The following is a 22,175-nucleotide window of genomic DNA, read 5'->3' as shown; positions in this document are numbered from 1 at the left end:
CCCCCCTTCCATGTCCGCACAGCGCATCCTGGTCGTCGACGATGAGGACAATGCCCGCAGAGCCATCGCCACCATCCTGAACGAGGAGGGCTACGACGTGGCCGAGGCCGCCGACGGCGCGGAGGCCCTGGCGCGCGTGTCGGACTTCTCCCCCGCCGTGGTGCTCACCGACGTGCGCATGCCCCGGATGGACGGCCTCACCCTGCTGCGCGCCGCGCGCGAGCAGGGCAGCGACGCGACGTTCGTCATGATGACGGCCTTCGCCAGCGTGGAGATGGCCGTGGAGGCGATGAAGTCCGGCGCGGACAACTTCCTGCTCAAGCCGCTGGACGCCGACCAGGTGCTCGTCATCCTGTCCAAGGCCCTGGAGAAGCGCAGCTTGCGCCGCGAGGCGGAGGCCCTGCGAGACCAGGTCCGCACGCGCGTGCGGCGCTTCCACGACATCATCGGCGAGTCACCGCAGCTCCAGGGCATCTACGACGTCGTGCGCCGCGCGGCGAGCACCCGCGCCACGGTGCTCATCCTCGGCGAGTCCGGCACCGGCAAGGAGCTCATCGCCCAGGCGCTGCACCAGGAGTCGCCCCGCCGCGACAAGCCCTTCATCCGCGTCCACTGCGCGGCGCTGTCGGAGAACCTGCTGGAGAGCGAGCTGTTCGGCCACGAGAAGGGCTCCTTCACCGGCGCCCTCGCGCGCAAGGAAGGCCGCTTCGAGCTGGCCGACGGCGGCACCCTCTTCCTGGACGAAATCGGGGAGATCTCCCCCACGGTGCAGGTGAAGCTGCTGCGCGTGCTCCAGCAGCGCGAGCTGGAGCGCGTGGGCGGCACCCAGACGCTCAAGGTGGACGTGCGCATCGTCGCCGCGACACACCGGGACCTCGCCGCGGAGGTGAAGGCGGGCCGCTTCCGCGAGGACCTCTACTACCGGCTCAACGTGGTGAGCGTGACGCTGCCGCCGCTCAGGGAGCGCAAGAGCGACATCCCCGCGCTGGTGAACCACTTCCTGGAGAAGTACGGCGAGGCCTACGGCAAGCACGTGCGCGGCCTGGCACCGGGCACGCTCCAGGCGCTGCTCGCGCACGACTGGCCGGGCAACATCCGAGAGCTGGAGAACGCCATCGAGCGCTCCGTGGTCCTCACCCAGGGCCAGGAGCTGGCGACGGACGACCTGCCGCCCGTGCTGCGCGGCCCCCGTCCCACCGGCACGAGCCAGGGCGCGCTCATCCCCGGCGCCACGCTCGCGGCCATCGAACGCGAGGCCATCCTCCGCACCATGGAGATGGTGCAGGGCTCCACGTCGCGCGCCGCGGAGGTGCTCGGCATCAGCGTGCGGAAGATTCAGTACCGCCTCAAGGAGTACGGCGCCCAGGCCGACGGCGCGCCCCCGAAGACCGACGCCGACGAGCTCCCCGGAGACCTCGCCGCCGAGTCCTGACGCGAAGCCGGACACCGACGCACGGGCGACGCGGTGTTCCATGACGGGCATCTACGACGTCCGTCGTTGACAGTTACGACGTACGTCGTAATACTTTCGCGAATGATGCCCGTTCCACCGCAGCCGACGCGCGCCGAGCTGGCCATCCTCCGTGTCCTCTGGCAATTGGGGCCCAGCACCGTACGTCGGGTGCATGAGTCGCTCCGGGACACGCAGGACAAGGACACCGGCTACACCACGGTCCTCAAGCTCCTGCAGAACATGACGGAGAAGGGGCTCGTCCAGCGCGATGAGAGCGAGCGCACCCATGTCTACGAAGCGGCCCTGAGCCAGAAGCGCACGCAGCGCGACTTGCTGCGGGACTTGATGGACCGGGCCTTCGGCGGCTCCGCGTCCAGCGTGGTGGCCCAGGCGCTTTCGATGAAGCGGGCCTCCGCGGAGGAGCTGGCGGAGATCCGGAAGCTGCTCGACGAGCACGAGAGGCGGGGGAAGTGATGGACGTGCTGGACTCGCTGGAACAAGCCCTGCTCGCCTTCGCCTGGCAGGGCGCGGCGGTGGCGCTGGTGGTCGCGGGGTTGCTGGCCCTGATGTCGCGCCGCTCGGCGCGGGGCCGCTATGTCGTCGCCTGTCTGGGCCTGCTGACCATGGCGCTGCTTCCGCTCGGCACGTTCCTGGGCGCGCTGTGGGGGACGTCGGTCCCCGTGACTCCGACGTCGGGCGGCCTGTCCGCGGAGATGCTCCTGTCGGCGACGCTGCCTCCGGGCACCTCGCTGGTGGACGTGGCGTCTCCGGCGACGGTGGCGGCCAGCACCTCCTGGTTGGAGCTTGTGCGCCCGTGGCTGCTCCCGGCCTGGTGCTGCGGCGTGCTGCTGCTGTCGGCGCGGATGGTCATCTCCTGGTACGCGGCCCAGCGGCTGTCCCGACTGCACACCCAGGAGCCCGCCGCTGCCTGGCGTGACGCGCTGGCACAGGCGCTCACGCGGCTGAGCCTGACGCGCCCCGTCCGACTGCTGGCGTCCGCCCGCGTCGACGTGCCCCAGGTCATCGGCCTGTGGCGCCCCCTCATCCTCGTCCCCGCAGGCGCAATCGTTGGCCTGACACCCGCGCAGTTGGAAGCGGTGCTCGCGCATGAGCTCGCGCACATCCAGCGCCACGACTACCTGGTCAACCTGCTCCAGGCCCTGGTGGAGACCTTCCTGTTCTACCACCCCGCCGTCTGGTGGCTGTCCCACCGCATTCGCGAGGAGCGCGAGCACTGCGCGGATGACCTCGCCGTGCAGTCCTGCGGAGACGCGTTCCTCTATGCGCGCGCCCTCGCGCTCATCGAACAGCTCCGCGCGCCGCCGTCCGCCCTGCTCGCGCTCGGCGCGGATGGGGGTTCGCTGCTCGCGCGCATCCGCCGGCTCCTGGCCGTGCCGGAGCCCCGTGCCCCGCGCAGGTCCTGGCGGCTGGTCAGCGGACTGGGGGGCGCCGCGCTCGCCGTTGCCCTGGGCACCTCCCAGGTCCCCCTGCCTGCGATGGCCGTGCCGCCCACCTCCAACACCGCCTCCACCGAGGCCTCGCCCGTCTCGAATCACGAGCGCGCCTTCGAGATCGAGGAGCCCCGGGTCCACCGGCCCCTCGTCGCGCCCACGCCGCGAGTCATCCCGGCCAACCTCACCTCCACCGTGAGTCGTCCGGTCCGCGCGGCGGCCAAGGCCCCGACGAAGAAGGCCCGCGAGCCCAGCCCGCGTCCGCTGCTCATCCCGGACACGGAGGGGATTGTCCGCACGGAGCTGTCCCGCACGCCGTATCCGCTCGACGCGGAGCCGGCCGACCCCGCCGTCGCCATCGACAGCGTGCCTGTCGCCCCCGTCCAGGTGGCGGAAGCGGCGCCGGAAATCGCGAAGCCCACCCCGACGCCTCCGCCGCCCTCCACCAGGCCCATGCCCGAGGAGGATGGCGTCTTCACGCTCGGCCCTGGCATCACCCCTCCCCGCTTCCTGACGGGGCGCAGGCTGCACTTCGCGGACCTCACCCAGAACATACGCTCGCGCGTGAACGCCGTCCCCAAGGGCGCGGTGGTCACCCGCTGCACCATCACCGCCGAGGGCACCGTCACCGACTGCAAGTCCCTCCAGAGCCTCTCCGGCCTGGAAGACGGCATCATCCGGACGCTGACCACGTGGCGCTACGAGCCCGCGACGCTGGATGGCAAGCCCGTGCCCGTGCACTACGAGTTCGACGTCTGGTTCACCAACGAGCCCGGCGGAGGCATGGACGAGCGTCGTCAGGTCGCCAGCGCGGACAAGCCGGGACAGCGCGCGGACGGCTCCAACCAGAGCGCCTGCATCCTCTGCGCGAGCGCCGCCTCCACCAGCCTCGTGACTCCGCCCGGCGGCTTCTGAGCGTCGACGGGCTTTCTCCCGGTGCGCGCGGGTCCGCTACCGCGCCACCGGCAAGCGCAGCAGGAAGCGAGCCCCACCTCCGGGCGCCGCGCCCACCTCCAGCGTCCCGCCGTGCTGCGTGACGATGGCGTGGACGATGGGCAGCCCCAGTCCCGAACCCTGGGCCTTGGTGGTGAAGAAGGGCTCGAAGATGCGATCCCTCATGGCCTCCGGGACACCCGGGCCCGAGTCGTCCACGGTGATCCACACCCGCGCTTCGTCCGCGCCGACGGTCAGCGTCACCCGACCTCCCGCGGGCGTGGACTCCAGCGCGTTGAGGCACAGGTTGATGAGCACCTGCCGCACCCGCTCCTCTTCTCCAGACAGCGCGGGCAACGGCGCCTCCGGCACACCGTGCGTCAGCGTCACCTTCCGCGTCTCGGCCTGACTGCTCAGCAGGTCCACCACGCGGCGCACCAGCACCTTCACGTCCACCGAGCCCGGGCGGAACTCCCGCGGACGGGCGAACTGGAGGAAGTCCTCCAGGATGTGGTCCAACCGGCGAATCTCGTCACGCACCAGCAGCAGGGGCTCCAGCAGCGTGCCCTGCTGTCCATCCGGCAGCCTGCGCACGCGCCGCTCCAACACGGACAACTGCAAGGCAGCGGCGTTGAGCGGGTTGCGAATCTCGTGGGAAAGCCCCGCCGTCATCGTTCCCACGGCGGCCAGCTTCTCCGTCACCTGCGCGCGCCGGGCCAGCTCGCGCTTCTCCGCGTGCAGCCGCACCTGCCGCATCGCCTGCTCCAGCGTGAGGAGCAGCTCTCGCGGCGCGCACGGCTTCATCAGGTAGGCACACGCGCCCGCGCGCACCGCCGCCACGGCCGTCTCCAGCGTGGCGAAGCCCGTGAGCAGCACGACCTCCGAGTCCGGGGCTCCCGCCTTCAGCTCCGCCGCCAGCGCCGTCCCGTCACCATCCGGCAGGCGCAGGTCCACCAGCGCCACATCGAAGCCCTCGCGCGCCTTCTCCCGTGCGTCGCGGCACGTCGACGCCGCGCGCACCGCATAGCCCGCGTCTCCCAACAGCTCGTCGAGGTTGTCGAGGAACGCCGCGTTGTCGTCCACGACGAGCACTCGCGCGGGAGGTTGGGGAATGGGCTCGCTCATGGCGTGGCCCCGGGGCGCGCGGCGTACCTCGTCTCCAGCGCGCCGATGAGCGCCCCCGTGTCGAAGGGCTTGGAGAAGACATCCACGCCCACGTCCAGCGGCGCCAGGTCCGGCCACGCCGTCATGACGAAGGTGGGCAGGCTCGGGTAGCGCGCCCGCAACCTCCGGAGCGTCTCTCCGTCCGGCCCGCCCGGCATGCGCAGGTCCACCAGCGCCGCGAACGGCGTCGCGCACGAGAGCAGGTCCGCGTCCAGCACCGACGACACCGTCACGCAGGAGAAGCCGCGCGCGCGCAGCACCTCGGAGAGGTTGTCGCTCAGCGCCGGGTCGTCCTCCGCCACGACCACCAGGCCGTCGCGCCGCGCATTGGCCAGCAGGCCCATCAGCGTGGAGATGGGCACGGGCTTGGGCAGCACCGCGAGCAGTCCCTCGCGCCGAGCTGTCGCCAGATCGTCCTCGCGCGGATAGGCCGTCATCACGACGGCGGCGAGCCCCGGGTCCACGCGGCGGATGCGTCGCACCGCGTCCGCGCCGCTCATGCCGGGCATGCGCATGTCCGTCACCAGCGCATCGAAGCGCGTGGCGCCCACCTCGCGCAGGGCCTCGTCACCCGAGCTGACGACGGTGGCCTGGTGGCCCTCGTCCCGGAGAATCTCGGCCAGGTTCTCCGCCAGCGCCCGGTTGTCATCCAGCAGGAGGTAGCGTCGCATGGGGGCCCTCCTCGGGCGAGCTGGGGAGCTGCATCACGAAGCGCGCACCCGCTCCCGGGCGCGGCGCATAGGTGATGGTGCCACCGTGGCGCTCCAGGATGCGCCGGACCAGCGGAAGGCCGAGGCCGATGCCCCGGGCCTTCGTCGTCATCAGCGGCTCGAAGAGCCGTCCCCGGATGACCTCGCTGACCCCAGGGCCCGTGTCCTCCAACACCAGCTCCACCTGGCCGGGCTCGCGCACGGTGCCGACCAGCGACACGCCGCCCCCCGATTCCTCCAGGGCCTGCACGGCGTTCTCCAACAGGTTGACGAACACCTGACGCAGTTGCCCCGCGTCCCCGTGCACCGGTGGCAGCGAGACGAGTCCCTCCGTCTTGACGGTGACACCCTCCGGACAGGCCACGGCCTTGAGGGCCTCCTGCCAGACCTCGTCCAGCCAGACCTCCTGGCGTTGCAGCGGCCGGTCCCGAATCATGTCCAGCAGGTCGGACACGATGTGGTTGGCGATGCCCACCTGCTCGCCAATGCGGTCCAGGTGCTTCGTCGTGCGCTCATCCACCACCGGACCCGCGCGGCTGCGCAGGATGTAGAGCGAGGTCTCGATGACGCCCAGCGGGTTGCGCAGCTCGTGGCCGATGGAGCCCACCAGCTGGCCGAACGTCGCCAGTCGCTCGTTGCGCGCCTGCTGCGCCAGCAGGTCCTCGCGGTACGTGTGGAGCATGATGGCCAGCTCCAGGTCCAGGATGCGCCCCAGCGCCGCGCGGGCGCCGTGCAACGTCTCCGGCTGATTCAGGTACGCCGAGTCGATGATGGCGTTGAGTTCCTGGCGCAACACGTTCATCGCCCCGAACATGTAGTGCTGCGGCAGGGAGATTCGCACGTGCATGCGGCCGATGCGGCAGCGCAGCGCGAAGTAGGCCTCGTCCCACGGCCCCCGCAGGAGCTGGTCCATCCACACCTGCAACGTACCGCGCAGGTGGCCCACCTGGCTCTCGCCGCCCTCCAGCGCCCGACGCGCGCCCTCGTGCTCCAGGATGCGGTCGTAGAAGACGCGAGCGATGCGGGGGAAATGCGGATGCGCGATGGCATGGAGGCCGACGAGTGACTGCTCGTCCCGCGCTCCAAAGCCCACGTACCGCTTCAGCTCCTCGAACAAGGTTTCCGCCATGGTGTCGGGGCCCAGATTAACCGCTCGCCCCGCATCGGAGGAGGAACTCCGAAGCAAGCACCGAGCCAGCCACACGAGGGCATGGACGACCCGGGAGCGCGCAAGAAATGCGCACCCATCGACTCGCGGCCGAGGGTGCGCAAATCCTGCGCGAGGCTGGACGTGTGGGCGCCGAGGCGGCTCGCTCGCCGCTCCACCTGCGTCAGTGCATCAGCGACTCCCGCCCCCCGCGCCCGAGCGACAGCGACTCGCGCGTCACCGTCTCGCGCCCCGTGGCCTTGCCGCGCTCCAGCAGGGACTTCAGGCGCAGCAGGTCATCGTCCATCTGCCGCTTGGGGTCCACGCCCAGCAGTCGCGCGAAGGCGTGGCCGATGGCGCCCGCGGGCGGGTTGTACGCGAGGCGGATGTCCACCCGCGTGCCCCCCTTTGGCGTGGGCTCGAAGTGGATGACGCCCGCGTTCTCCACCGACGTGCCCTGCACGCTCTTCCACGCGAGCAGCTTGTTGGGCACGCGCTGGGTGACCACGGCCTGCCATTCGAAGTGCAGGCCCGCGGGGCCCTTCACCTTCCAGTGCGAGCGCCCGTCGGTGTCGACGCGAATCTCGTCCACGTGGGTCATGAAGCGCGGGAAGTTCTGCATCGCATCCCAGAAGGCGAAGACCTCCTCCACCGGCGCATTCACCGTGATGTCCTTGTGCAGGTTGATGGCACGAGCCCCCACGCCGATGCCGGTGAGCCGACGCAGCTCCAGGTTGCTGAGCGCGCGCAGCCCCAGCACCAGGCCTCCCGCGCCGAGCAACGCGCCCAGCACGCCTCCGCGTTGGATGGCCCCCGAAGCCAGGGACACGGCACCGAGCGCGCCGAAGAAACGCGCGGAGGGCGACCAGTGCGCCGAGCCGAACGTCCGGGTGGGCCCCCGCCGTGCCACGCCGCCCTGAAGCTCGGACTGACGGCCCGACTCCGCGAAGGGCAACAGCCGGTTCTCCACGCCGCGCACGCCGCGCACGCGACCGATGAACGGAATGACGCGCTTGAACTCCTCGAGCAGGAGGGAGCCCTCCAGCGTCACCACGCCGTCACGCGCGGCCACCTTCACGGATCCGGGATGCGAGCACACGCGGCCCAGCGCCGACCGGACGCGCTCGGCGAGCGTCACGTCATCCACCGTCTCCGAGCGGAACCGTCCGATGGACTCCAGGAACAAGCCCCGCGAGCGCTGGGTCAAATCGCGCTTCACGACCCCCGCCGCGCTTCCGGCCTCGTGGGCGGCATGCACCGCCCTGCCCTGCAGGTGAGACCTGCGCCAGCGACCACTGCGCGGGTCGGACCAGTACATCAACCCCACACCCAGCCCCAGACCTCCCAGACCCCAAAAGGCTGCCTTCATGTCGTGCCTCCTGTTCGGTTTTTGATGAGCCCCATCCGGGGAACGTGAAGGCGCTCATGCCGCGGTGCAGCAGCCACGGGCCGACGGCTCCAGGCCCCGAGGGGACGCTCGTCACCCCTGGAGCCCGGGAGGGCACGAGGCCCCGCTCGGGAGATGGGCGGGACGGTGCCCGCCTGCCCGGGCATGCACACCTTGAGCGGACGGACAGTCGCAGACCTCTTCAGGAGCTCCACACGCATGCCCCAGCAGCAACCGCCGATTCCCGGACCGCCGTCGCCATTGCCTCCCACGCGCGAGCCGACGCCCAACAATCCCGTGAAGGAACCCGACCCCCAGCATCCCCAGCGCGAGCCGCCGACGCGGAATCCTCCCGAGCAGGACCCGCCCATGCGTCAGCCGCCGGAAATCGAGCCGCCGTTGCCGCCCGACATCACCCCGCCTGGCATCCATGACCCGCCGCCCCCAGGGCAGCCGGGCATGCCCACCATCATCGCGGGCGAACCGGGCTCCCAGGACACTTGAGCCAGGGGCCGCCTGTCTGGGTGGCCACTCGATGTGCCAGGGCCACGGGCGAGCGGACACCGCGACGACCTCGCCCTCTCTCCGGGCTGGCGACAAGTGGCGAGACGTTCCTCTTCGTTCGCTCGTGCCCAATTTCAAGGGGGAGAAGTGCGCCAGGAGGCACACGGACAAGGAGCTTCGCATGCAGGGACCTGCGTTCCAGGACCGCTCCACGGCGGGTCGAGCCCTCGCGGAGCGTCTCGCGCATCATGGCCACCGCCCTGAAACCCGGGTGCTGGCCCTGCCGCGCGGTGGAGTGCCCGTGGGCTACGAGGTGGCGCGCGCGCTGGGTGCTCCGCTGGACGTGTTCGTCGTTCGCAAGCTGGGGACGCCCGGACACGAGGAGCTGGCCATGGGCGCCATCGCCACCGGCGGCGTGCGCGTGCTCAACCCCGAGGTCATCGAGGAGGTGGGCATCCCTTTGGAGCAGATCGACGCGGTCGCCGCGCGCGAAGGCCGGGAGCTCGAACGCCGCGAGGCAAGCTACCGACAGGGAAGACCCGCCCTGGACGTGCGCGGACGCAACGTCATCCTCGTCGATGACGGGCTCGCCACCGGCTCCTCCATGCGCGCCGCCGTGGCCGCGCTCCGGAAGCAAGGGCCCGCTCGCATCGTCGTCGCCGTGCCCGTCGCACCTCTGGAGACCTGCGAGGACCTCGCGACGCTGGCGGACGAGACGGTGTGCGTCCGGACCCCGGAGCCGTTCTTCGCCGTGGGCCTCTGGTATCGCCAGTTCGAGCAGACCTCCGACGCGGAGGTCAGGGACCTCCTGGAGCGCGCCGCGCGTGAGTCGTCCATGGCAGAGGCGCACCCTTCCCCTGGGTGAGTGCGCGCCCTCGCGGTCCTCGCAGACCCGCATGTGGCAGGAGCATCGAGGACCCGCCCCCTTGCTCACCGAACAACGGGAGCACCTGTCCCCAGCTCCGGTGGCGCGGTGGCGGGCTCGATTCCGGTTAGGCTCGCGCTCCCCACACCCCCATGCACGAGTTCCCCACCCGCCGTCAGATGCTGCTGGCCGTCCTCATGGCCACCGCGCTCGCCGCTCTCATCGAGTGGGCCTGGGCCAGCCCCGATGCCGCGAGCCCCCTGCCCCGTGTCCTCACCACCGCGGCCCTGGTGCTGACCTGTGCCGGCACTCCCGCGTTGCTGCTCGCGCACGCCCGGGAGCGAACCCGCCGCGAGCGCGACGCCGCTTTGCGCAGCGCCGGTGACTCCAGCGCCTTGCGCGACGCCATCATGGACGTCACCCCGGTGGGCTTCGCCTTCTTCGACCGGAACCTGCGCTACATCCACGTCAACGCGGCGCTCGCGGCGATGAACGGACTGCCCGCGGGAGGACACCTCGGCCGTCACGTGTCGGAGGTGATGCCAGAGCTGGGTCGGCTCCTCGCGCCGCGACTCAAGAGCGCGCTGGAGACAGATGCGCCCGTCCAGGACACCTGCCTCGAAGTGGAGACCCCCGCCGCGCCGGGCGAACCGCGCTTCTGGTTCGGCAGCTACTCGCGCGTGCGCGGCACGGGCGGCGATGTCTTGGGCGTCATCGCCTCGCTCTCGGAGCTCACCGAGCGGATGCGCGCCGAGGAGAGCCTCCAGGAACACGAGGGCCTCCTCGACGTGCTCACGCGCTCGCTGCCCGACTACCTGTGGGGCGGCAAGCTGCGCGACGGCGCGCTGCGCGACTTCTACTGCACGCCCGTCATCGAGCGCACCACCGGCTATCCCGCGTCCGCGTTCGCCGAGCCCGGCCCCGGTGGCGGCCCGCCGCCTCTCTGGGCGGAGATGATCCACCCCGAGGACCGCGCCCGCTACCGCGCCCGCATCGAGTCGCTCGCGCCCGGCTCCGAGGTGGAGCTGGAGCACCGCCTCATCTGCGCCGACGGCCGCGTGCGCTGGGTCCGCAGCCGCGCGGCGGCCTCCGCGAAGGACAACCAGGGCGAGCTGCACGTGGGCTGCGTCGTCACCGACATCACCGACCGGTACCTCGCGGACGAGCTGCGCCAGCGCCTCCATGAGAGCTTCCGTCGCTCCGCCCAGGAGTGGCGCCGCACGTTCGACGCCGTCACCTCGCCGCTCGTCGTGCTCGGCGCGGACGGCACCATCCAGAGCCTCAACGCCGCCGCGTGCATCCTGTTCGGCGGGCTGGACCCCTCCGGCCAGCCCCTGTCCACCGTCGCGAGCGAGCCTCCCTGGTCCAGCACATTGCCGCTGGTGGACGAGCTTCGCCGCACGCATGGCAGCCTCATCCGCGAGGTGAAGGACCCGCGCTCACGCCGCACGTGGGAGCTGGCCGCCGCGTGGGTGGACGAGGTCGGCGGAGAGGACTCGCGCATCATCGTCGTCGCCACCGAGGTGACCCGGCTGCTGGAGCTGCAAGCCAGCCTGCGCCGCAGCGAGACGATGGCCGCGATGGGCGCCATCGTCGCGGGCGTGGCCCACGAGGTCCGCAACCCCCTCTTTTCCATCTCCGCCGTGGTGGACGCCGTGGAGGCCACCGTCGGCGCTCGCGCGGAGCTGGCCCCGTACCTGGACGTGCTGCGCGGCGAGGTGCGGCGCCTCAACCACCTGACGCAGGAGCTGTTCGAGTACGGCCGCCCCACTCGGGGCGAATGGGTGGAAGGCCCCGTGCGACCGGTGGTGGAGGAAGCGCTGGCTGCGTGCGCGCTCACCGGGGAGCAGTCCCGTGTGACGGTGACGCAGACGCTCGCGGAGGCCCTGCCGACGGTGCGCATGGACTCGCGTCGACTGTTCCATGTCTTCCGCAACGTGCTGGAGAACGCCGTGCAGCACTCGCCCGCGGGCACCACCGTGAAGGTGGCCACCTCGCCCCTGGAGGAGGAAGGCCGCGCCTGGGTGCGCTGCACCGTGAGGGACGGAGGGCCGGGCTTCCGCGAGGAGGACCTGCCTCACGTCTTCGAGCCCTTCTTCAGCAAGCGCAGGGGCGGCACCGGCCTGGGCCTGTCCATCGTCCAGCGCATCCTGGAGGAGCATCAGGGCGTCATTCGCCTGCGCAATCACCCGGAGGGTGGCGCCGAAGTCACGCTGCTGCTACCAGCGGTGTCCTCGCCTTCCGTCAGCCTGCACCTGGACTCGCTCGCCTCATGACACGTACCCGCATCCTCCTGGTGGACGACGAGCCCGGTGTCCGGCTGGGCATGAGGGGCTACCTCACCGCCCACGGCTTCGACGTGGACGAAGCCCAGAGCCTCGCCGAGGCCCAGGAAGTCTTCCGCACGCACCGCCCCGACGTCGCGGTGGTGGACTACCGGATGCCGGACGGCACCGCGCTGGAGCTGCTGCCCCGCCTCAAGGAAATCGACGCCGCCGTGCCGCTCGTCGTCCTCACCGGGCACGGCTCCATCGAGCTCGCCGTCCAGGCCGTCAAGGAAGGCGCCGAGCAGTTCCTCACCAAGCCCGTGGAGCTGGCCGTCCTCAAGGTCGTGCTGGAGCGGCTGGTGGCCCAGCGCCGCGAGCGACAGCGCCTTCGCGCCGACCTGTCCCGCACCGCGCGCGCCACGGTGGACCCGTTCCTGGGCACCAGCGCCGCCATCCAGGGCCTGCGCGCCGAAGCCGGGCGCATGCAGCACAGCGACAGCCCCGTGCTCGTCACCGGCGAGACGGGCAGCGGAAAGAGCGTGCTCGCGCGCTGGCTCCACGAGGGCGGCCCGCGCGCGGACGCGCCCTTCGTGGACCTCAACTGCGCCGCGCTGTCGAAGGACCTGCTGGACTCGGAGCTGTTCGGTCACGAGAAGGGCGCCTTCACGGGCGCGGTGGCCGCGAAGCAGGGCCTCCTGGAAGTGGCGGACCGGGGCACCCTCTTCCTCGACGAGATTGGCGACATGGACATGGCCGTCCAGCCCAAGCTCCTCAAGGTGCTGGAGGAGAAGCGCTTCCGCCGGCTCGGGGATGTGCGAGACAGGCGCGTCGACGTGCGCCTCATCGCGGCCACACACCAGGACCTGGGCGTCGCCACCCGCGAGAAGCGCTTCCGCAGCGATCTCTACTTCCGCGTCAGCACCCTCATCCTCCATGTGCCCGCGCTGCGGGAGCGGACCGAGGACATCCCCGTGCTCGCCCGCCACTTCCTCGCGGAGATGGGCGGCGCACGCGGACGCGGTGGCGTGGGCCTCCAGCCCGACGCGGAGGCCGCGCTGACGCGCTACCCCTGGCCCGGCAACATCCGCGAGCTGCGCAACGTGCTGGAGCGCGCCGTGCTGCTGTCCGGCGGCGGCCCCCTGTCACGCGGAGACCTGCGCTTCGAGTCCTCCGCCGATGAGGCCCGCGTCGAGGACGACCTGACGCTGGAAGAGCTGGAGCGCCGCCACATCGAGCGCGTGCTGCGACGTGAGAACGGCCACGTCGAGCGCGCCGCCCTCCGGCTCGGAATCCCCCGTTCCTCCCTCTATGAGCGCCTGAAACGTTTGGGAATCAACAGATCTGGATTCCAGAAGTCGGATCCATGATCTGGAAAACCCGGCACCAGGGCGGGGCGGCCGTGCTCGCAAGTGCCGGGAAAGTCATGGGGCCCGGGTGAGAAGGACCCCTGGCCCCTGACTTGCTCACGGCCGGCGCGTGTCCCAGAACCTCCTCATCGTCGACGACGAATCCGCGCTGTGCTGGGTGTTGGGACAGTTCTTCGCGAGCGCGGGGTACCGGGTGGACTCGGCGCAGGCGCTGGACGAGGCGCTGGGGCTGATGACGACGGGCCGCTATGACCTGGTCATCAGCGACCTGCGGCTGAGCGGAACGCAGTCCGAGGAAGGCCTGGTGCTGGCGGACTTCGTGCGCCGTTACACACCCGACACCCGGGTGGTGTTGCTCACGGCCTTCGCGTCGCCGGAGCTGACGGCGCGGGCCCGGGAGCTGGGAGTGGACCTGGTGCTGCCCAAGCCTCAGCCCCTGCCCTCGCTGGCTCGGCACGTCTCTGAATTGTTGGCGGCCCGTTGATGTGGGCCGTTCCCTTCTGGCACCGTCGGGACATGCGAGTGCAATCCCACCCACCTCGTCCCGCGTCGTGTGGACGGAGTTCGAGGACCCTGGCGCGCCACGCGGCGTATCTCCGAGGGCCCACCGTCCTCGCGCTGTTGGGCGCCCTGCTGCTGACAGCGAGCACGGCCCGGGCGCAGGCGCAGGCCTCGCAGGCCATCGACGTGCAGCAGTACAAGCCGGGCCCTGGCGCCTACGACGTGCTGGGGCTGCATGGCGCGCGCGTGGGCAAGCACCTCGAATGGAACGTGGGGCTGTCGGTCAACTACGGGGAGAACCCGCTCAACCTGTTGGATCCTCGCCGCGACGAGTTCGTCTACCGCATCGTCGACAGCCAGCTCACGCTGGACTTGATGGGCGCGGTGGCGCTGTTCGACCGGCTGGAGCTGGGTGTGACGCTCCCCGTCTCCACGACGACGTCACAGCCCGCAACGGCCATCTCGCCCACGCTGGCGGATGGCGCCGCCGGCACGGGCGTGGGTGACCTGCGACTGGTGCCGAAGGTCCGGCTGTTGTCGACGGAAGGCGGCCTGCACCTGGCCCTCGTCGCGCCGGTGACGCTGCCCACGGGGGGCGGCTCCGACTTCCTGGGCACCAAGGGGCTGACCTTCCAGCCGAGGCTCGTGGCCGAGTGGGCCGGAGACTCGCTGCGCCTGCTGGCCAACGTGGGAGTGAATCTGCGCGGCGAGCAGCAGCTGCGCAACCTGCGCGTGGGCAACGAGTTCTCGTATGGCGTGGGCGCGGAGGTGCCGCTCACCCAGGCGCTGTCGGTGGCGGCCACCCTGTCCGGCGCGCTGGGGCTGAAAGAGACGAACGCCGAGGAGCGTCCGTTGGAGGCGCTCGGCGCGGTGAAGTACCGCTTCACCGAGGAGCTGGCGGCGCACCTGGGCGCGGGCCCGGGACTCACGCGGGGCTACGGCACGCCGGGCTTCCGCGTGCTCGGAGGACTGGCCTGGACGGCCTCGCCACCGGCCGCCACGCCCTCGCGACAGTGCGCGCTGGGGCCCGAGGACTTCGATGGCTTCCAGGACGACGACGACTGCCTGGATCCAGACGACGACAGCGATGGCATCCTCGATGGACCGGACGTGTGCCCCGGTGAGCCGGAGACCTTCAACGGCTATCAGGACGAGGACGGGTGCCCGGATGAGCAGGACCCGAACACACCCTCGACGACCGAGCCCTCCGCCGCGACGCCTGGCGCTCCGTTGACGCTGGCGCCCGCGCCGGTGGACTCGGATGGAGACGGCCTCATCGACACGGAGGACCGCTGCCCCTCGGAGCCCGAGGACATGGACGGCTTCGAGGACACGGACGGCTGCCCGGATGCGGACAATGACCGCGACGGCGTACCGGACGCGGTGGATGCCTGTCCGCTGGAGGCAGAGGCCATCAACGGAGTGAAGGACGAGGATGGGTGCCCCGACAAGGGCAAGGCGAGCGTGCGGCTGGAAGGCTCGCGCATCGTCATCCTGGAGAAGGTCTACTTCGCCACCGGCAAGGACGTCATCCTGCCCAAGTCCTTCAGCCTGCTGGCGCAGGTGTCCTCGGTGCTCAAGGCGAACCCGCAGTTGGAGCGGTTGCGCGTGGAGGGACACACGGACGACCAGGGCTCGGACACGAGCAACCTGGACCTGTCCCAGCGCCGCGCGAACAACGTGCGGGAGTTCCTGCTGAAGGCCGGCATCGCGCCGGAGCGCCTGGAGGCAATGGGCTACGGCGAGACGAAGCCAGTGGACAGCAATGCGACGACGCGCGGTCGTGAGAACAACCGCCGCGTCGAGTTCAACATCGTGAAGACCGCCGAGCCCTCGGCACAAGAGGCCACGCCATGACCCGGACCCTTCCCTGCCTGATGGTGTTCGCGCTCGCGGCCTTCCAGGCCCGGGCCCAGGACACGGCGGAAGCTCCTTGCGGCGGCCTGCGCTTCGTCAACGGCCGCGTGGAGATGGGGCGCAAGCTGGAGCCGAAGGGGCCCTCGACGGAAGCCTGCTTGAAGCACGTCGCGGAGGCGCTCGCGGCACGTCCCGCCATTCGCGCGGTGACGGTGGCCGCGCGGCTGCCCGACGCGGAGCGGCTGGACGGTCAGGGGCTCGCGGTGGCGAAGGCCGCGGCGGACATCCTGGTGTCGGCGGGCGTGTCACGCACGCGCGTCTCCGCGGTGGCGCCTCCCGCGGTACCGGGCGAGCCGGGTCAGCTCCAGCTCGCGTACGTCGAGCGTCCCACGCAGCCTCGGGTGGCCCGGGTGCGCGCGGCCAGCGGTGAGGTCTCCGCGGGCGCCGCTCCCGACGAGCTTCGCCCCCGTGGCGTCGGTGACTCGCTCTACACCGGTGAGCTGTTCCACACGAGCAAGGACGCGAGCGCGGAGCTGGAACTGGCCGATGCGAGCCGGGTGCGCGTGCTGTCCGACAGCATGCTGCGCCTGGGGGCCATCGAGCTGGGGGCCAACGCGAAGCGGGTGGTGCGCCTGGAGCTGATGCGCGGCTCCGTGGAGACCCTCGCCGCGCCCGGGGGCGACGGCTCCGTGTTCGAGGTGCGCACGCGAGGCGCGGTGGCCGGCGTGAGAGGCACGCAGTTCCGGGTGTCGGCGCAGGAGGACGGCGGCAGTCGCCTGGAGACGCTCGAAGGCAAGGTGGCGCTGGGCGCGGAGAAGGGCGAAGTCGAGGTGGCCGGAGGCCAGGGCTCTCGCGTGCTGCCCGGAGCCGCGCCGGAGCCGCCCCGACCGCTGCTCGCCGCGCCCCTGCTGAACGGACCGCGCGGTGGGAGCTTCACCACGGCGCCGAAGCTGGAGTGGTTCACCGTGCCGGGCGCGAAGACGTACCGCGTGGAGCTGGGACGGACGGCGGACTTCGCCGCGGGCGTGCGCACGTTCGAGTCCCCGGCCCAGGAGTTCGCCGTGCCGGCGGGCCTCGCGGGCAAGTGGTTCTGGCGCGTGCTGCCGGTGGACGCGGATGGCTTCATCGGCTTCCCGTCGAAGATTTTCGCCTTCGACCTCCGGCCCTGAGACTTTCGAATGAGCCCGAGCCCCGAGACGCCCGCGCGAGGCCCGCGCCTGCCTCGCCCTTCCCCGCCGCTCATGCGCGGACTGGCGGCCGTGGTGGGTCTGGCGCTGGCCGGAGTGACGGCGGTGACGGGTGGCGCGCCGGGGCTGTTCGAACGCGCGCTGTATGACCAGGCCGTGAGCCGGCTCCTGCCTGGAGTCCCTCGGAGCGCGGACCTGGTGCTGGTGGAGGTGGATGACCGGGCCCTGTCCGCGCTAGGCGAGCGCTGGCCGCTGTCGCGCGTGACGTGGGCCCGGGCCTTCCGCGCGCTGGCGGCCCAGCGTCCCGCGGCGGTGGCGGTGGACGTGGTGTTCGACCAGCCCGGCTCGCGCGATGCGCTGGAGCTGGGGGAGGACATGCTGGCGGCGCTGCGAGAGTCGGGCCTCGCGGACCAGCCCGCGGGCGCGGCCCTGGTGAAGGACCTGGAAGCGCGGCTGCATGCGCAGGACGGAGATGCCCGGCTGGCGGAGGCGCTCGCGGAGAACGGCGGCGTCATCCTGGGCGCCGCCGCGCTCACCGAGGACGTGTCGCTGATGCCGCCACTCGCGGACGGAGCGCTCGGTTCGCCGCTGCCGCTGCCCGTGGGCTCGCTGCGGCTCCAGGCCCGAGAGGTCGCCGGCAGCATTGCCCCGCTGCGGATGGCGGCACAGGGCAGCGGCATGTTGAACATGCTGGTGGACGCGGATGGCGTCATCCGCCGCTATCCCTACGCCGTCGGCGTGGGCGAGCACGTCTGGCCGTCCCTGGCCCTGGCGACCGCGCTGCGACTGATGCCCGAGCAGGGCGAGTCCCTGCAGCGCCGGGCGACCCTCGACCACGGCGCGCCGCTGATGCGCCTGCCCGCGCCGGACTGGCTTCCCCGGGTGAGTCTGGCGGATGTGCTCCAGGCGGATCCGCGCTCGGTGGGACTGGACCTGGCGCTGCGCGGAAAGACGCTCTTCGTGGGAGTCACGGCGACGGGACTCCACGGACAGAGCACGCTCCCGGGTCAGGTGGCGGTGCCGGGCGTGGAGATTCACGCGTTCGCGCTGGACAACCTGCGCGCGGACCGCCTGATGCGCTCCTCGGGAATCGTGGCCCTCACGGGCCTGCTGGAGACGGCCGCGTTGCTGCTGGTCTTCGGCTGGCGCTGCCGACGCGCGCGCACGCTGGGCGCCGTGGCTCGCACCGCGCTGGGGCTCACCGGGGTGCACGTCGCGCTGGTGGGCTGGCTCGCGGCGGACTTCGGCTGGGTGTTGCCGCTGATACCCGCGTGCGTGGGACTGGGGCTGATGTTGCTGGTGGACTCGGCGGCGCGCACGGAGGAACTGGGGCGTCAGCGGGGAGCGCTGCGCCGGCTCTTCGTGCGCTACCCCCAATCCTCCCCGGGCACCTCCGTGACGCCGGGCGACCCCCGGTAGGGCCCTGCCCTTGAGCGTCACCCGAGCAACCCGCCAGGTTCAGCCCTGTAACCCGCCCGCGTGCATCCGTGGCAGCATCCACGGGACATGGCCCGCTACGCCCTCATCGCCGAGCCCGACCCCCACCGAGCCGCTGGCCTGCTCGCCCTCGTCGCTGGCGAGGGGCTCGAAGGCGTGCTGGCCCGGGATGGCGCGGAGGCGCAGGAGGTGGTGCGCCAGCGCAGCGCGCCCGCCCTGCTCCTCACGGACCTGGCGCTGCCGCGAGTGGACGGGTTCACGCTGCTGACCTGGCTGCGTGAGCGACAGGACGCGGAGGGCACGCAGGTCGTCGTGGTCACCGCCTTCGACGAGCTGCGCGTGCGAGCGTGGCAGCTCAAGGACGCCCTGGGCATCCATTCGCTGCTGAGCCGCCGCGCGCCCGCGGAGACGGTGCGAGACACCGTGCGACGCGTGCTCGCGGGACAACGCCCCCTGCCCCCCACGCCCACGGAGAATACCCCGGACGAGGAGCACCAGCGGCTGGCGCGCATCGAGGCGATGCGACTGGTGGATGAAGGCCCACCCGAGGCGGAGCTCCAGGAGCTGGTCACCGAGGTGGCCCAGGCCTTCGCCGTGCCCGTGGCGTTGCTGACGCTGGTGCTGGGTGATCGCCAGTGGTTCAAGGCGCATGTGGGGCTGCCGCACGCGCTCGCGCGGGACAGGGGAACGCCGAGGGATTGGGCCTTCTGTCACCACGTGGTGATGGGCCGCGAGTCCCTGGTCGTTCCGGACGCCACGCGCCACCCTGTGTTTCGGGACAACCCGCTGGTGCGCGACGGCATCGTCGGCAGCTACGCGGGCGCGCCGCTGGTGACGCCTGGTGGCGAGGTGTTGGGCACGCTGTGTGTCATCGACACGCGGCCCCTGGTGCTCGGCACCGAGGACCTGGCGGCGCTGCGGGAGCTGGCCCGGCGCGTGGCGGGCGACCTGGAGCTGAGGTCCCGCGCGCGGATGGAGGCGAGGGATTTGGGTCGCTCGCGACAGGAGCCCTCGCGTTCGGAGGTCGCCGCGCTGGCGCAAATCCGAGACGCCATCCAGGCGCTCGATGTGGCGACGTTGCTGGTGGCGCCGGGGCGTCAGCCCTTCGCGGGCAACGCCGCGCTGTCGGAGATGCTCGGCCTGCCGCTGGAGGGCATTCCGAAGCTGACGTTCGACGACTTCCGCCAGCACGTGGCGAAGCTGACGGCGGACCCGTCGGGCCGCTCGCTGCTGCTCGACCTGGCGTCCGAGTCATCCCGAGGGCTGCACCTGACGCTGGCCCTGGAGCACCCACGTCCACGCCGGATTCGCTGGGTGGCGCGCCCGTTCCCCATTCCGGGCGGCACCGCGCAGCTCCTGACGCTCTCCGAGCTGGGTGGAGTCTCGCCCAAGGACGAGCGGGAGCGGATGTTGCGCGTGGACCCGCTGACGGGGCTGGCCACCCGGCGCGTGGGCGAAGAGCGCCTGCTGCGGGAGATTGGTCGCTGCCGACGGGACGGCGTGCCCTGTGGGGTGCTCCTGGTGGACCTGGTGGGTCTGGGGCGGCTCAATCTCCGGCACGGCTTCGACGCGGGAGACAACGCGCTGCGCGACGTGGCTCGACGCCTGGAAGACGTGGGCGTGCCGTCCGGTTTCGCGGTGCGATGGGAGGGCGGCACGCTGCTGGTGGCGCTGCCGGGTCAGGATGCCCGGGCCACGGAAGCCCTGCGCGCACAGCTCCACGAGGAGCTGGAGTCCTTCGAGTTCCATGGCGCGGCCGTGGCCGTCGAGGGTGAAGAAGACCCCCGGGAGACGCTCGCCCGAGCGCATGCGGCCCTTTCCCGCGCCAAGGCCGACCACCGCGCCCGGACCCGCACGGGCTGACGGACAGGGGAACGGTGTAGAACCGGGTCTCATGGCTCCTTCACCTGTGCCCGACCGACTCCGACTGCCCCTCGCCTTCGATGCGGTGCGGCTCCAGGAGGAGCTGGCACGTTTGCCAGCGGAGACCTGGGTGCCGCACTTCAATACCCGGTACTACGAGGGCGACTGGAGCGGCGTGCCCCTGCGTTCCGTGGGCGGAATGGAGGGACGGCTGTACCCCGACCCCACCGCGCGACAGAGTTACGAGGACACGCCGCTGCTCGCGCGCTGCCCGGCCTTTCGCGAGGCGCTCGCGGCGTTTCAGTGTCCCATCGGCTCCGCGCGACTGTTGAAGCTCGCCGCACGGGCGCACATCCGCGAGCACACGGACTACAACCTGGGCTTCGAGGATGGCGAGGTGCGCCTGCACATCCCCATCGTCACGCATCCCGACGTGGCCTTCGTGCTCGCGGGCCAGCGCGTGGACCTGCGGCCCGGCGAGTGCTGGTACCTGAACTTCAACCTCCCCCACCGCGTGGACAACTTCGGGGACACGGACCGCGTGCACCTGGTGCTCGACTGCGTGGTGGATGACTGGCTCCGCGAGGTCTTCGCTCGGGCCATGGCACCTGGTGGCGAGGGCGGCGTCCGTGTCGATTGAGGACTTCGAGCGCTTCCGCCAGCGCGTCCTGGAGGACGTCTCACTCCAGGAGGCACTGCGAGCTCGGATGGATGTGCCGGCCTTCCTCGCCCTGGCGACACGACTGGGCGCGGAGCACGGTTGTCACTTCACCGCGGAGGAGCTTCGCGACCTGATGAGGGACGCGCGCCGGAGCTGGCTCGGAGATTGGGTATGAGCCTCGCACCGGCCGACGCGCGACTGGACGGGTGGATTCCCGCGCGCATCCATGTGGATGGGGAGGCGCCTCGCGTCGACTGGTGCCACCTGGGCGACAGGCGCTTCACGGACCCGTTCTTCGACGAGACGCTGGAGCGAAGGCTTCGCCATCCGTTCGCCCTGCTCTTCCGGCACCAGACTTCGCTGGAGACGCTGGTGGCGCGACAAGCCGCGCGGCCGGGGTTGCCCGTCAAGGGCCTCGTCTTCCACATGTCCCGCTGTGGCTCGACGTTGCTCGCGCAGCTCCTGGCCTCACTGCCTCGTCACATCGTGCTGTCCGAGGCGAGTCCCGTGGATGTCGTCCTGCGCCTGCATCTGCGCCTTCGACACGTCACCGACGAGCAACGCATCGAGTGGCTGCGCGCCGTGGTCGCCGCGCTCGGTCAGCGGCGGCATCCCGAGGAGGACGGTGTCTTCCTCAAGCTGGACGCGTGGCACGTGCTGGAGTTGCCGCTGCTCCAGCGCGCGTTTCCCGGCGTGCCGTGGCTGTTCCTCTATCGGGACCCGGTGGAGGTCATGGCCTCGCACCAGAAGCACCGGGGCGCGCACATGCTGCCGGGAGTCCTGGAGCCCGCGCGGGTTGGACTGGAGTCAGGGCAACTCGCGGAGTTCTCGCTGGAGGAATACGGGGCCCGGGTGCTCGCGCGGCTCTGTGATGCGGGGCTGCGGGCCTATCGAGAACGGCAGGGGCCCGCGCGGCTGTTGAACTACCGCCAGCTCCAGGACAGCGCGGTGTCCCAGCTCGTGGACCTCTTCGGTCTGCAGCCGACGCCCACCGAGGCAGGGCTGCTGGCCTCCGCCGCCGCGCGCGACGCGAAAAACCCCGTGCTCCCGTTCGCGGATGACACCGAGGACAAGGCCCGGACTGTCTCCAACACCTCCCGCACGATGGCCGAGCGATGGGTCCACGAGGTCTACGACTCACTCGAAGCCGAGCGCCTGCGCGACGCCGCCGCACGCGGATGAGCCGGGATGGAGATGTCTGGCCATGCCAGCTTTGACCTGCTGCGTCGTCGTGTGCTGACCACTGTCTGTACCTACAAGTCCAGACGAAGTGCGAGAGAGAACGGAACCGGGCGAAGCCCAGAGGACGTTCGACTTCGGAGTGCGGGCCGTGCTCAATTATATCTGGGACAGACTTGCCGTGCGCATACGGCCGCTGGCCCATCACCCCACTCAACCACCGGAAAAATCCAATGAAACGG

At 71.2% G+C, this 22,175-nt stretch carries 19 protein-coding genes; 15 read left to right on the top strand and 4 right to left on the bottom strand.

The genetic code is table 11. From position 1 onward, the window contains the following. Nucleotides 1-10: 10 nt before the first annotated feature. From HUA78_RS20890 to HUA78_RS20880, 3 genes are all read left to right on the top strand, one after another. Complete coding sequence (locus HUA78_RS20890) at nucleotides 11-1,432, top strand: sigma-54 dependent transcriptional regulator (protein ID WP_174476994.1); 1,422 nt, start codon at nucleotides 11-13, stop codon at nucleotides 1,430-1,432. Nucleotides 1,433-1,537: 105 nt separating this feature from the next. Continuing rightward, on the top strand, nucleotides 1,538-1,927 hold the full coding sequence (locus HUA78_RS20885) for a BlaI/MecI/CopY family transcriptional regulator (RefSeq protein WP_141646159.1): 390 nt from the start codon (nucleotides 1,538-1,540) through the stop codon (nucleotides 1,925-1,927). Next, entirely contained in the window at nucleotides 1,927-3,819 is a 1,893-nt protein-coding gene (locus HUA78_RS20880; RefSeq protein ID WP_174477085.1) for a M56 family metallopeptidase, read from the top strand. Before HUA78_RS20885 ends, HUA78_RS20880 begins: the two co-directional genes overlap by 1 nt. A gap of 36 nt (nucleotides 3,820-3,855) precedes the next feature. On the opposite strand, the gene HUA78_RS20875 is transcribed toward HUA78_RS20880, so the two are convergent. The 4 genes from HUA78_RS20875 to HUA78_RS20860 form a co-directional block, all read right to left on the bottom strand. Then, on the bottom strand, nucleotides 3,856-4,962 hold the full coding sequence (locus HUA78_RS20875) for a sensor histidine kinase (RefSeq protein WP_141646155.1): 1,107 nt from the start codon (nucleotides 4,960-4,962) through the stop codon (nucleotides 3,856-3,858). Continuing rightward, nucleotides 4,959-5,672, bottom strand: a complete 714-nt coding sequence (locus tag HUA78_RS20870) for a response regulator (protein ID WP_141646154.1) — start codon at nucleotides 5,670-5,672, stop codon at nucleotides 4,959-4,961. The genes HUA78_RS20875 and HUA78_RS20870 overlap by 4 nt, the downstream gene beginning before the upstream one ends. After that, nucleotides 5,647-6,840, bottom strand: coding sequence for a sensor histidine kinase (locus HUA78_RS20865; RefSeq protein WP_174462455.1), 1,194 nt, complete (start codon nucleotides 6,838-6,840; stop codon nucleotides 5,647-5,649). Before HUA78_RS20865 ends, HUA78_RS20870 begins: the two co-directional genes overlap by 26 nt. Before the next feature lie 202 nt (nucleotides 6,841-7,042). After that, nucleotides 7,043-8,227, bottom strand: a complete 1,185-nt coding sequence (locus HUA78_RS20860; RefSeq protein WP_246137534.1) for an SRPBCC family protein — start codon at nucleotides 8,225-8,227, stop codon at nucleotides 7,043-7,045. A gap of 237 nt (nucleotides 8,228-8,464) precedes the next feature. Between HUA78_RS20860 and HUA78_RS20855 the strand changes: the two genes are divergently transcribed. The 12 genes from HUA78_RS20855 to HUA78_RS20800 all read left to right on the top strand — a co-directional run bounded on the left by HUA78_RS20855 (nucleotide 8,465) and on the right by HUA78_RS20800 (nucleotide 21,936). Continuing rightward, nucleotides 8,465-8,749 carry a hypothetical protein gene (locus HUA78_RS20855; RefSeq protein ID WP_246137533.1) on the top strand — a complete coding sequence of 95 codons (285 nt, stop codon included), beginning with the start codon at nucleotides 8,465-8,467 and terminating at the stop codon, nucleotides 8,747-8,749. A 181-nt stretch (nucleotides 8,750-8,930) separates the two neighbouring features. Further along, nucleotides 8,931-9,614, top strand: coding sequence for a phosphoribosyltransferase (locus HUA78_RS20850; protein WP_174465457.1), 684 nt, complete (start codon nucleotides 8,931-8,933; stop codon nucleotides 9,612-9,614). Between the two features lie 152 nt (nucleotides 9,615-9,766). Beyond that, the gene (locus tag HUA78_RS20845) at nucleotides 9,767-11,890 is read left to right on the top strand and encodes an ATP-binding protein (RefSeq protein ID WP_174476993.1); all 2,124 of its coding nucleotides are present in this window, start codon (nucleotides 9,767-9,769) and stop codon (nucleotides 11,888-11,890) included. Beyond that, nucleotides 11,887-13,248, top strand: a complete 1,362-nt coding sequence (locus tag HUA78_RS20840) for a sigma-54 dependent transcriptional regulator (protein WP_141646149.1) — start codon at nucleotides 11,887-11,889, stop codon at nucleotides 13,246-13,248. Before HUA78_RS20845 ends, HUA78_RS20840 begins: the two co-directional genes overlap by 4 nt. Nucleotides 13,249-13,357: 109 nt before the next feature. Next, nucleotides 13,358-13,732, top strand: a complete 375-nt coding sequence (locus HUA78_RS20835; protein WP_141646148.1) for a response regulator — start codon at nucleotides 13,358-13,360, stop codon at nucleotides 13,730-13,732. Then, nucleotides 13,732-15,606 carry an OmpA family protein gene (locus HUA78_RS20830; protein ID WP_174456746.1) on the top strand — a complete coding sequence of 625 codons (1,875 nt, stop codon included), beginning with the start codon at nucleotides 13,732-13,734 and terminating at the stop codon, nucleotides 15,604-15,606. Before HUA78_RS20835 ends, HUA78_RS20830 begins: the two co-directional genes overlap by 1 nt. After that, nucleotides 15,603-16,775: a FecR domain-containing protein gene (locus HUA78_RS20825; protein WP_174476992.1), complete on the top strand. Its 1,173-nt coding sequence runs from the start codon at nucleotides 15,603-15,605 to the stop codon at nucleotides 16,773-16,775. The genes HUA78_RS20830 and HUA78_RS20825 overlap by 4 nt, the downstream gene beginning before the upstream one ends. Nucleotides 16,776-16,784: 9 nt before the next feature. Next, entirely contained in the window at nucleotides 16,785-18,212 is a 1,428-nt protein-coding gene (locus HUA78_RS20820; protein WP_174476991.1) for a CHASE2 domain-containing protein, read from the top strand. A gap of 87 nt (nucleotides 18,213-18,299) precedes the next feature. Continuing rightward, on the top strand, nucleotides 18,300-20,093 hold the full coding sequence (locus tag HUA78_RS20815; RefSeq protein ID WP_174476990.1) for a diguanylate cyclase domain-containing protein: 1,794 nt from the start codon (nucleotides 18,300-18,302) through the stop codon (nucleotides 20,091-20,093). 31 nt (nucleotides 20,094-20,124) lie between these two features. Then, nucleotides 20,125-20,733, top strand: coding sequence for an aspartyl/asparaginyl beta-hydroxylase domain-containing protein (locus HUA78_RS20810; RefSeq protein WP_174462461.1), 609 nt, complete (start codon nucleotides 20,125-20,127; stop codon nucleotides 20,731-20,733). Then, nucleotides 20,723-20,929, top strand: coding sequence for a Nif11-like leader peptide family natural product precursor (locus HUA78_RS46560; RefSeq protein WP_174462462.1), 207 nt, complete (start codon nucleotides 20,723-20,725; stop codon nucleotides 20,927-20,929). The genes HUA78_RS20810 and HUA78_RS46560 overlap by 11 nt, the downstream gene beginning before the upstream one ends. Beyond that, entirely contained in the window at nucleotides 20,926-21,936 is a 1,011-nt protein-coding gene (locus HUA78_RS20800; RefSeq protein WP_174476989.1) for a sulfotransferase family protein, read from the top strand. Before HUA78_RS46560 ends, HUA78_RS20800 begins: the two co-directional genes overlap by 4 nt. Nucleotides 21,937-22,175: the final 239 nt, after the last annotated feature.

The organism is Myxococcus sp. CA033, assembly GCF_013336625.1.
Lineage (GTDB): Bacteria > Myxococcota > Myxococcia > Myxococcales > Myxococcaceae > Myxococcus > Myxococcus llanfairpwllgwyngyllgogerychwyrndrobwllllantysiliogogogochensis.
This window is presented reverse-complemented; position numbering and strand designations above follow the sequence as displayed.

Bases quoted from the DNA above. Each gene is read 5' to 3' on its own strand.
- HUA78_RS20890 (WP_174476994.1), top strand. From the start codon at position 11: ATGTCCGCACAGCGCATCCTGGTCGTCGACGATGAGGACAATGCCCGC.
- HUA78_RS20885 (WP_141646159.1), top strand. From the start codon at position 1,538: ATGCCCGTTCCACCGCAGCCGACGCGCGCCGAGCTGGCCATCCTCCGT.
- HUA78_RS20880 (WP_174477085.1), top strand. From the start codon at position 1,927: ATGGACGTGCTGGACTCGCTGGAACAAGCCCTGCTCGCCTTCGCCTGG.
- HUA78_RS20875 (WP_141646155.1), bottom strand. From the start codon at position 4,962: ATGAGCGAGCCCATTCCCCAACCTCCCGCGCGAGTGCTCGTCGTGGAC.
- HUA78_RS20870 (WP_141646154.1), bottom strand. From the start codon at position 5,672: ATGCGACGCTACCTCCTGCTGGATGACAACCGGGCGCTGGCGGAGAAC.
- HUA78_RS20865 (WP_174462455.1), bottom strand. From the start codon at position 6,840: ATGGCGGAAACCTTGTTCGAGGAGCTGAAGCGGTACGTGGGCTTTGGA.
- HUA78_RS20860 (WP_246137534.1), bottom strand. From the start codon at position 8,227: ATGAAGGCAGCCTTTTGGGGTCTGGGAGGTCTGGGGCTGGGTGTGGGG.
- HUA78_RS20855 (WP_246137533.1), top strand. From the start codon at position 8,465: ATGCCCCAGCAGCAACCGCCGATTCCCGGACCGCCGTCGCCATTGCCT.
- HUA78_RS20850 (WP_174465457.1), top strand. From the start codon at position 8,931: ATGCAGGGACCTGCGTTCCAGGACCGCTCCACGGCGGGTCGAGCCCTC.
- HUA78_RS20845 (WP_174476993.1), top strand. From the start codon at position 9,767: ATGCACGAGTTCCCCACCCGCCGTCAGATGCTGCTGGCCGTCCTCATG.
- HUA78_RS20840 (WP_141646149.1), top strand. From the start codon at position 11,887: ATGACACGTACCCGCATCCTCCTGGTGGACGACGAGCCCGGTGTCCGG.
- HUA78_RS20830 (WP_174456746.1), top strand. From the start codon at position 13,732: ATGTGGGCCGTTCCCTTCTGGCACCGTCGGGACATGCGAGTGCAATCC.
- HUA78_RS20825 (WP_174476992.1), top strand. From the start codon at position 15,603: ATGACCCGGACCCTTCCCTGCCTGATGGTGTTCGCGCTCGCGGCCTTC.
- HUA78_RS20820 (WP_174476991.1), top strand. From the start codon at position 16,785: ATGAGCCCGAGCCCCGAGACGCCCGCGCGAGGCCCGCGCCTGCCTCGC.
- HUA78_RS20815 (WP_174476990.1), top strand. From the start codon at position 18,300: ATGGCCCGCTACGCCCTCATCGCCGAGCCCGACCCCCACCGAGCCGCT.
- HUA78_RS20810 (WP_174462461.1), top strand. From the start codon at position 20,125: ATGGCTCCTTCACCTGTGCCCGACCGACTCCGACTGCCCCTCGCCTTC.
- HUA78_RS20800 (WP_174476989.1), top strand. From the start codon at position 20,926: ATGAGCCTCGCACCGGCCGACGCGCGACTGGACGGGTGGATTCCCGCG.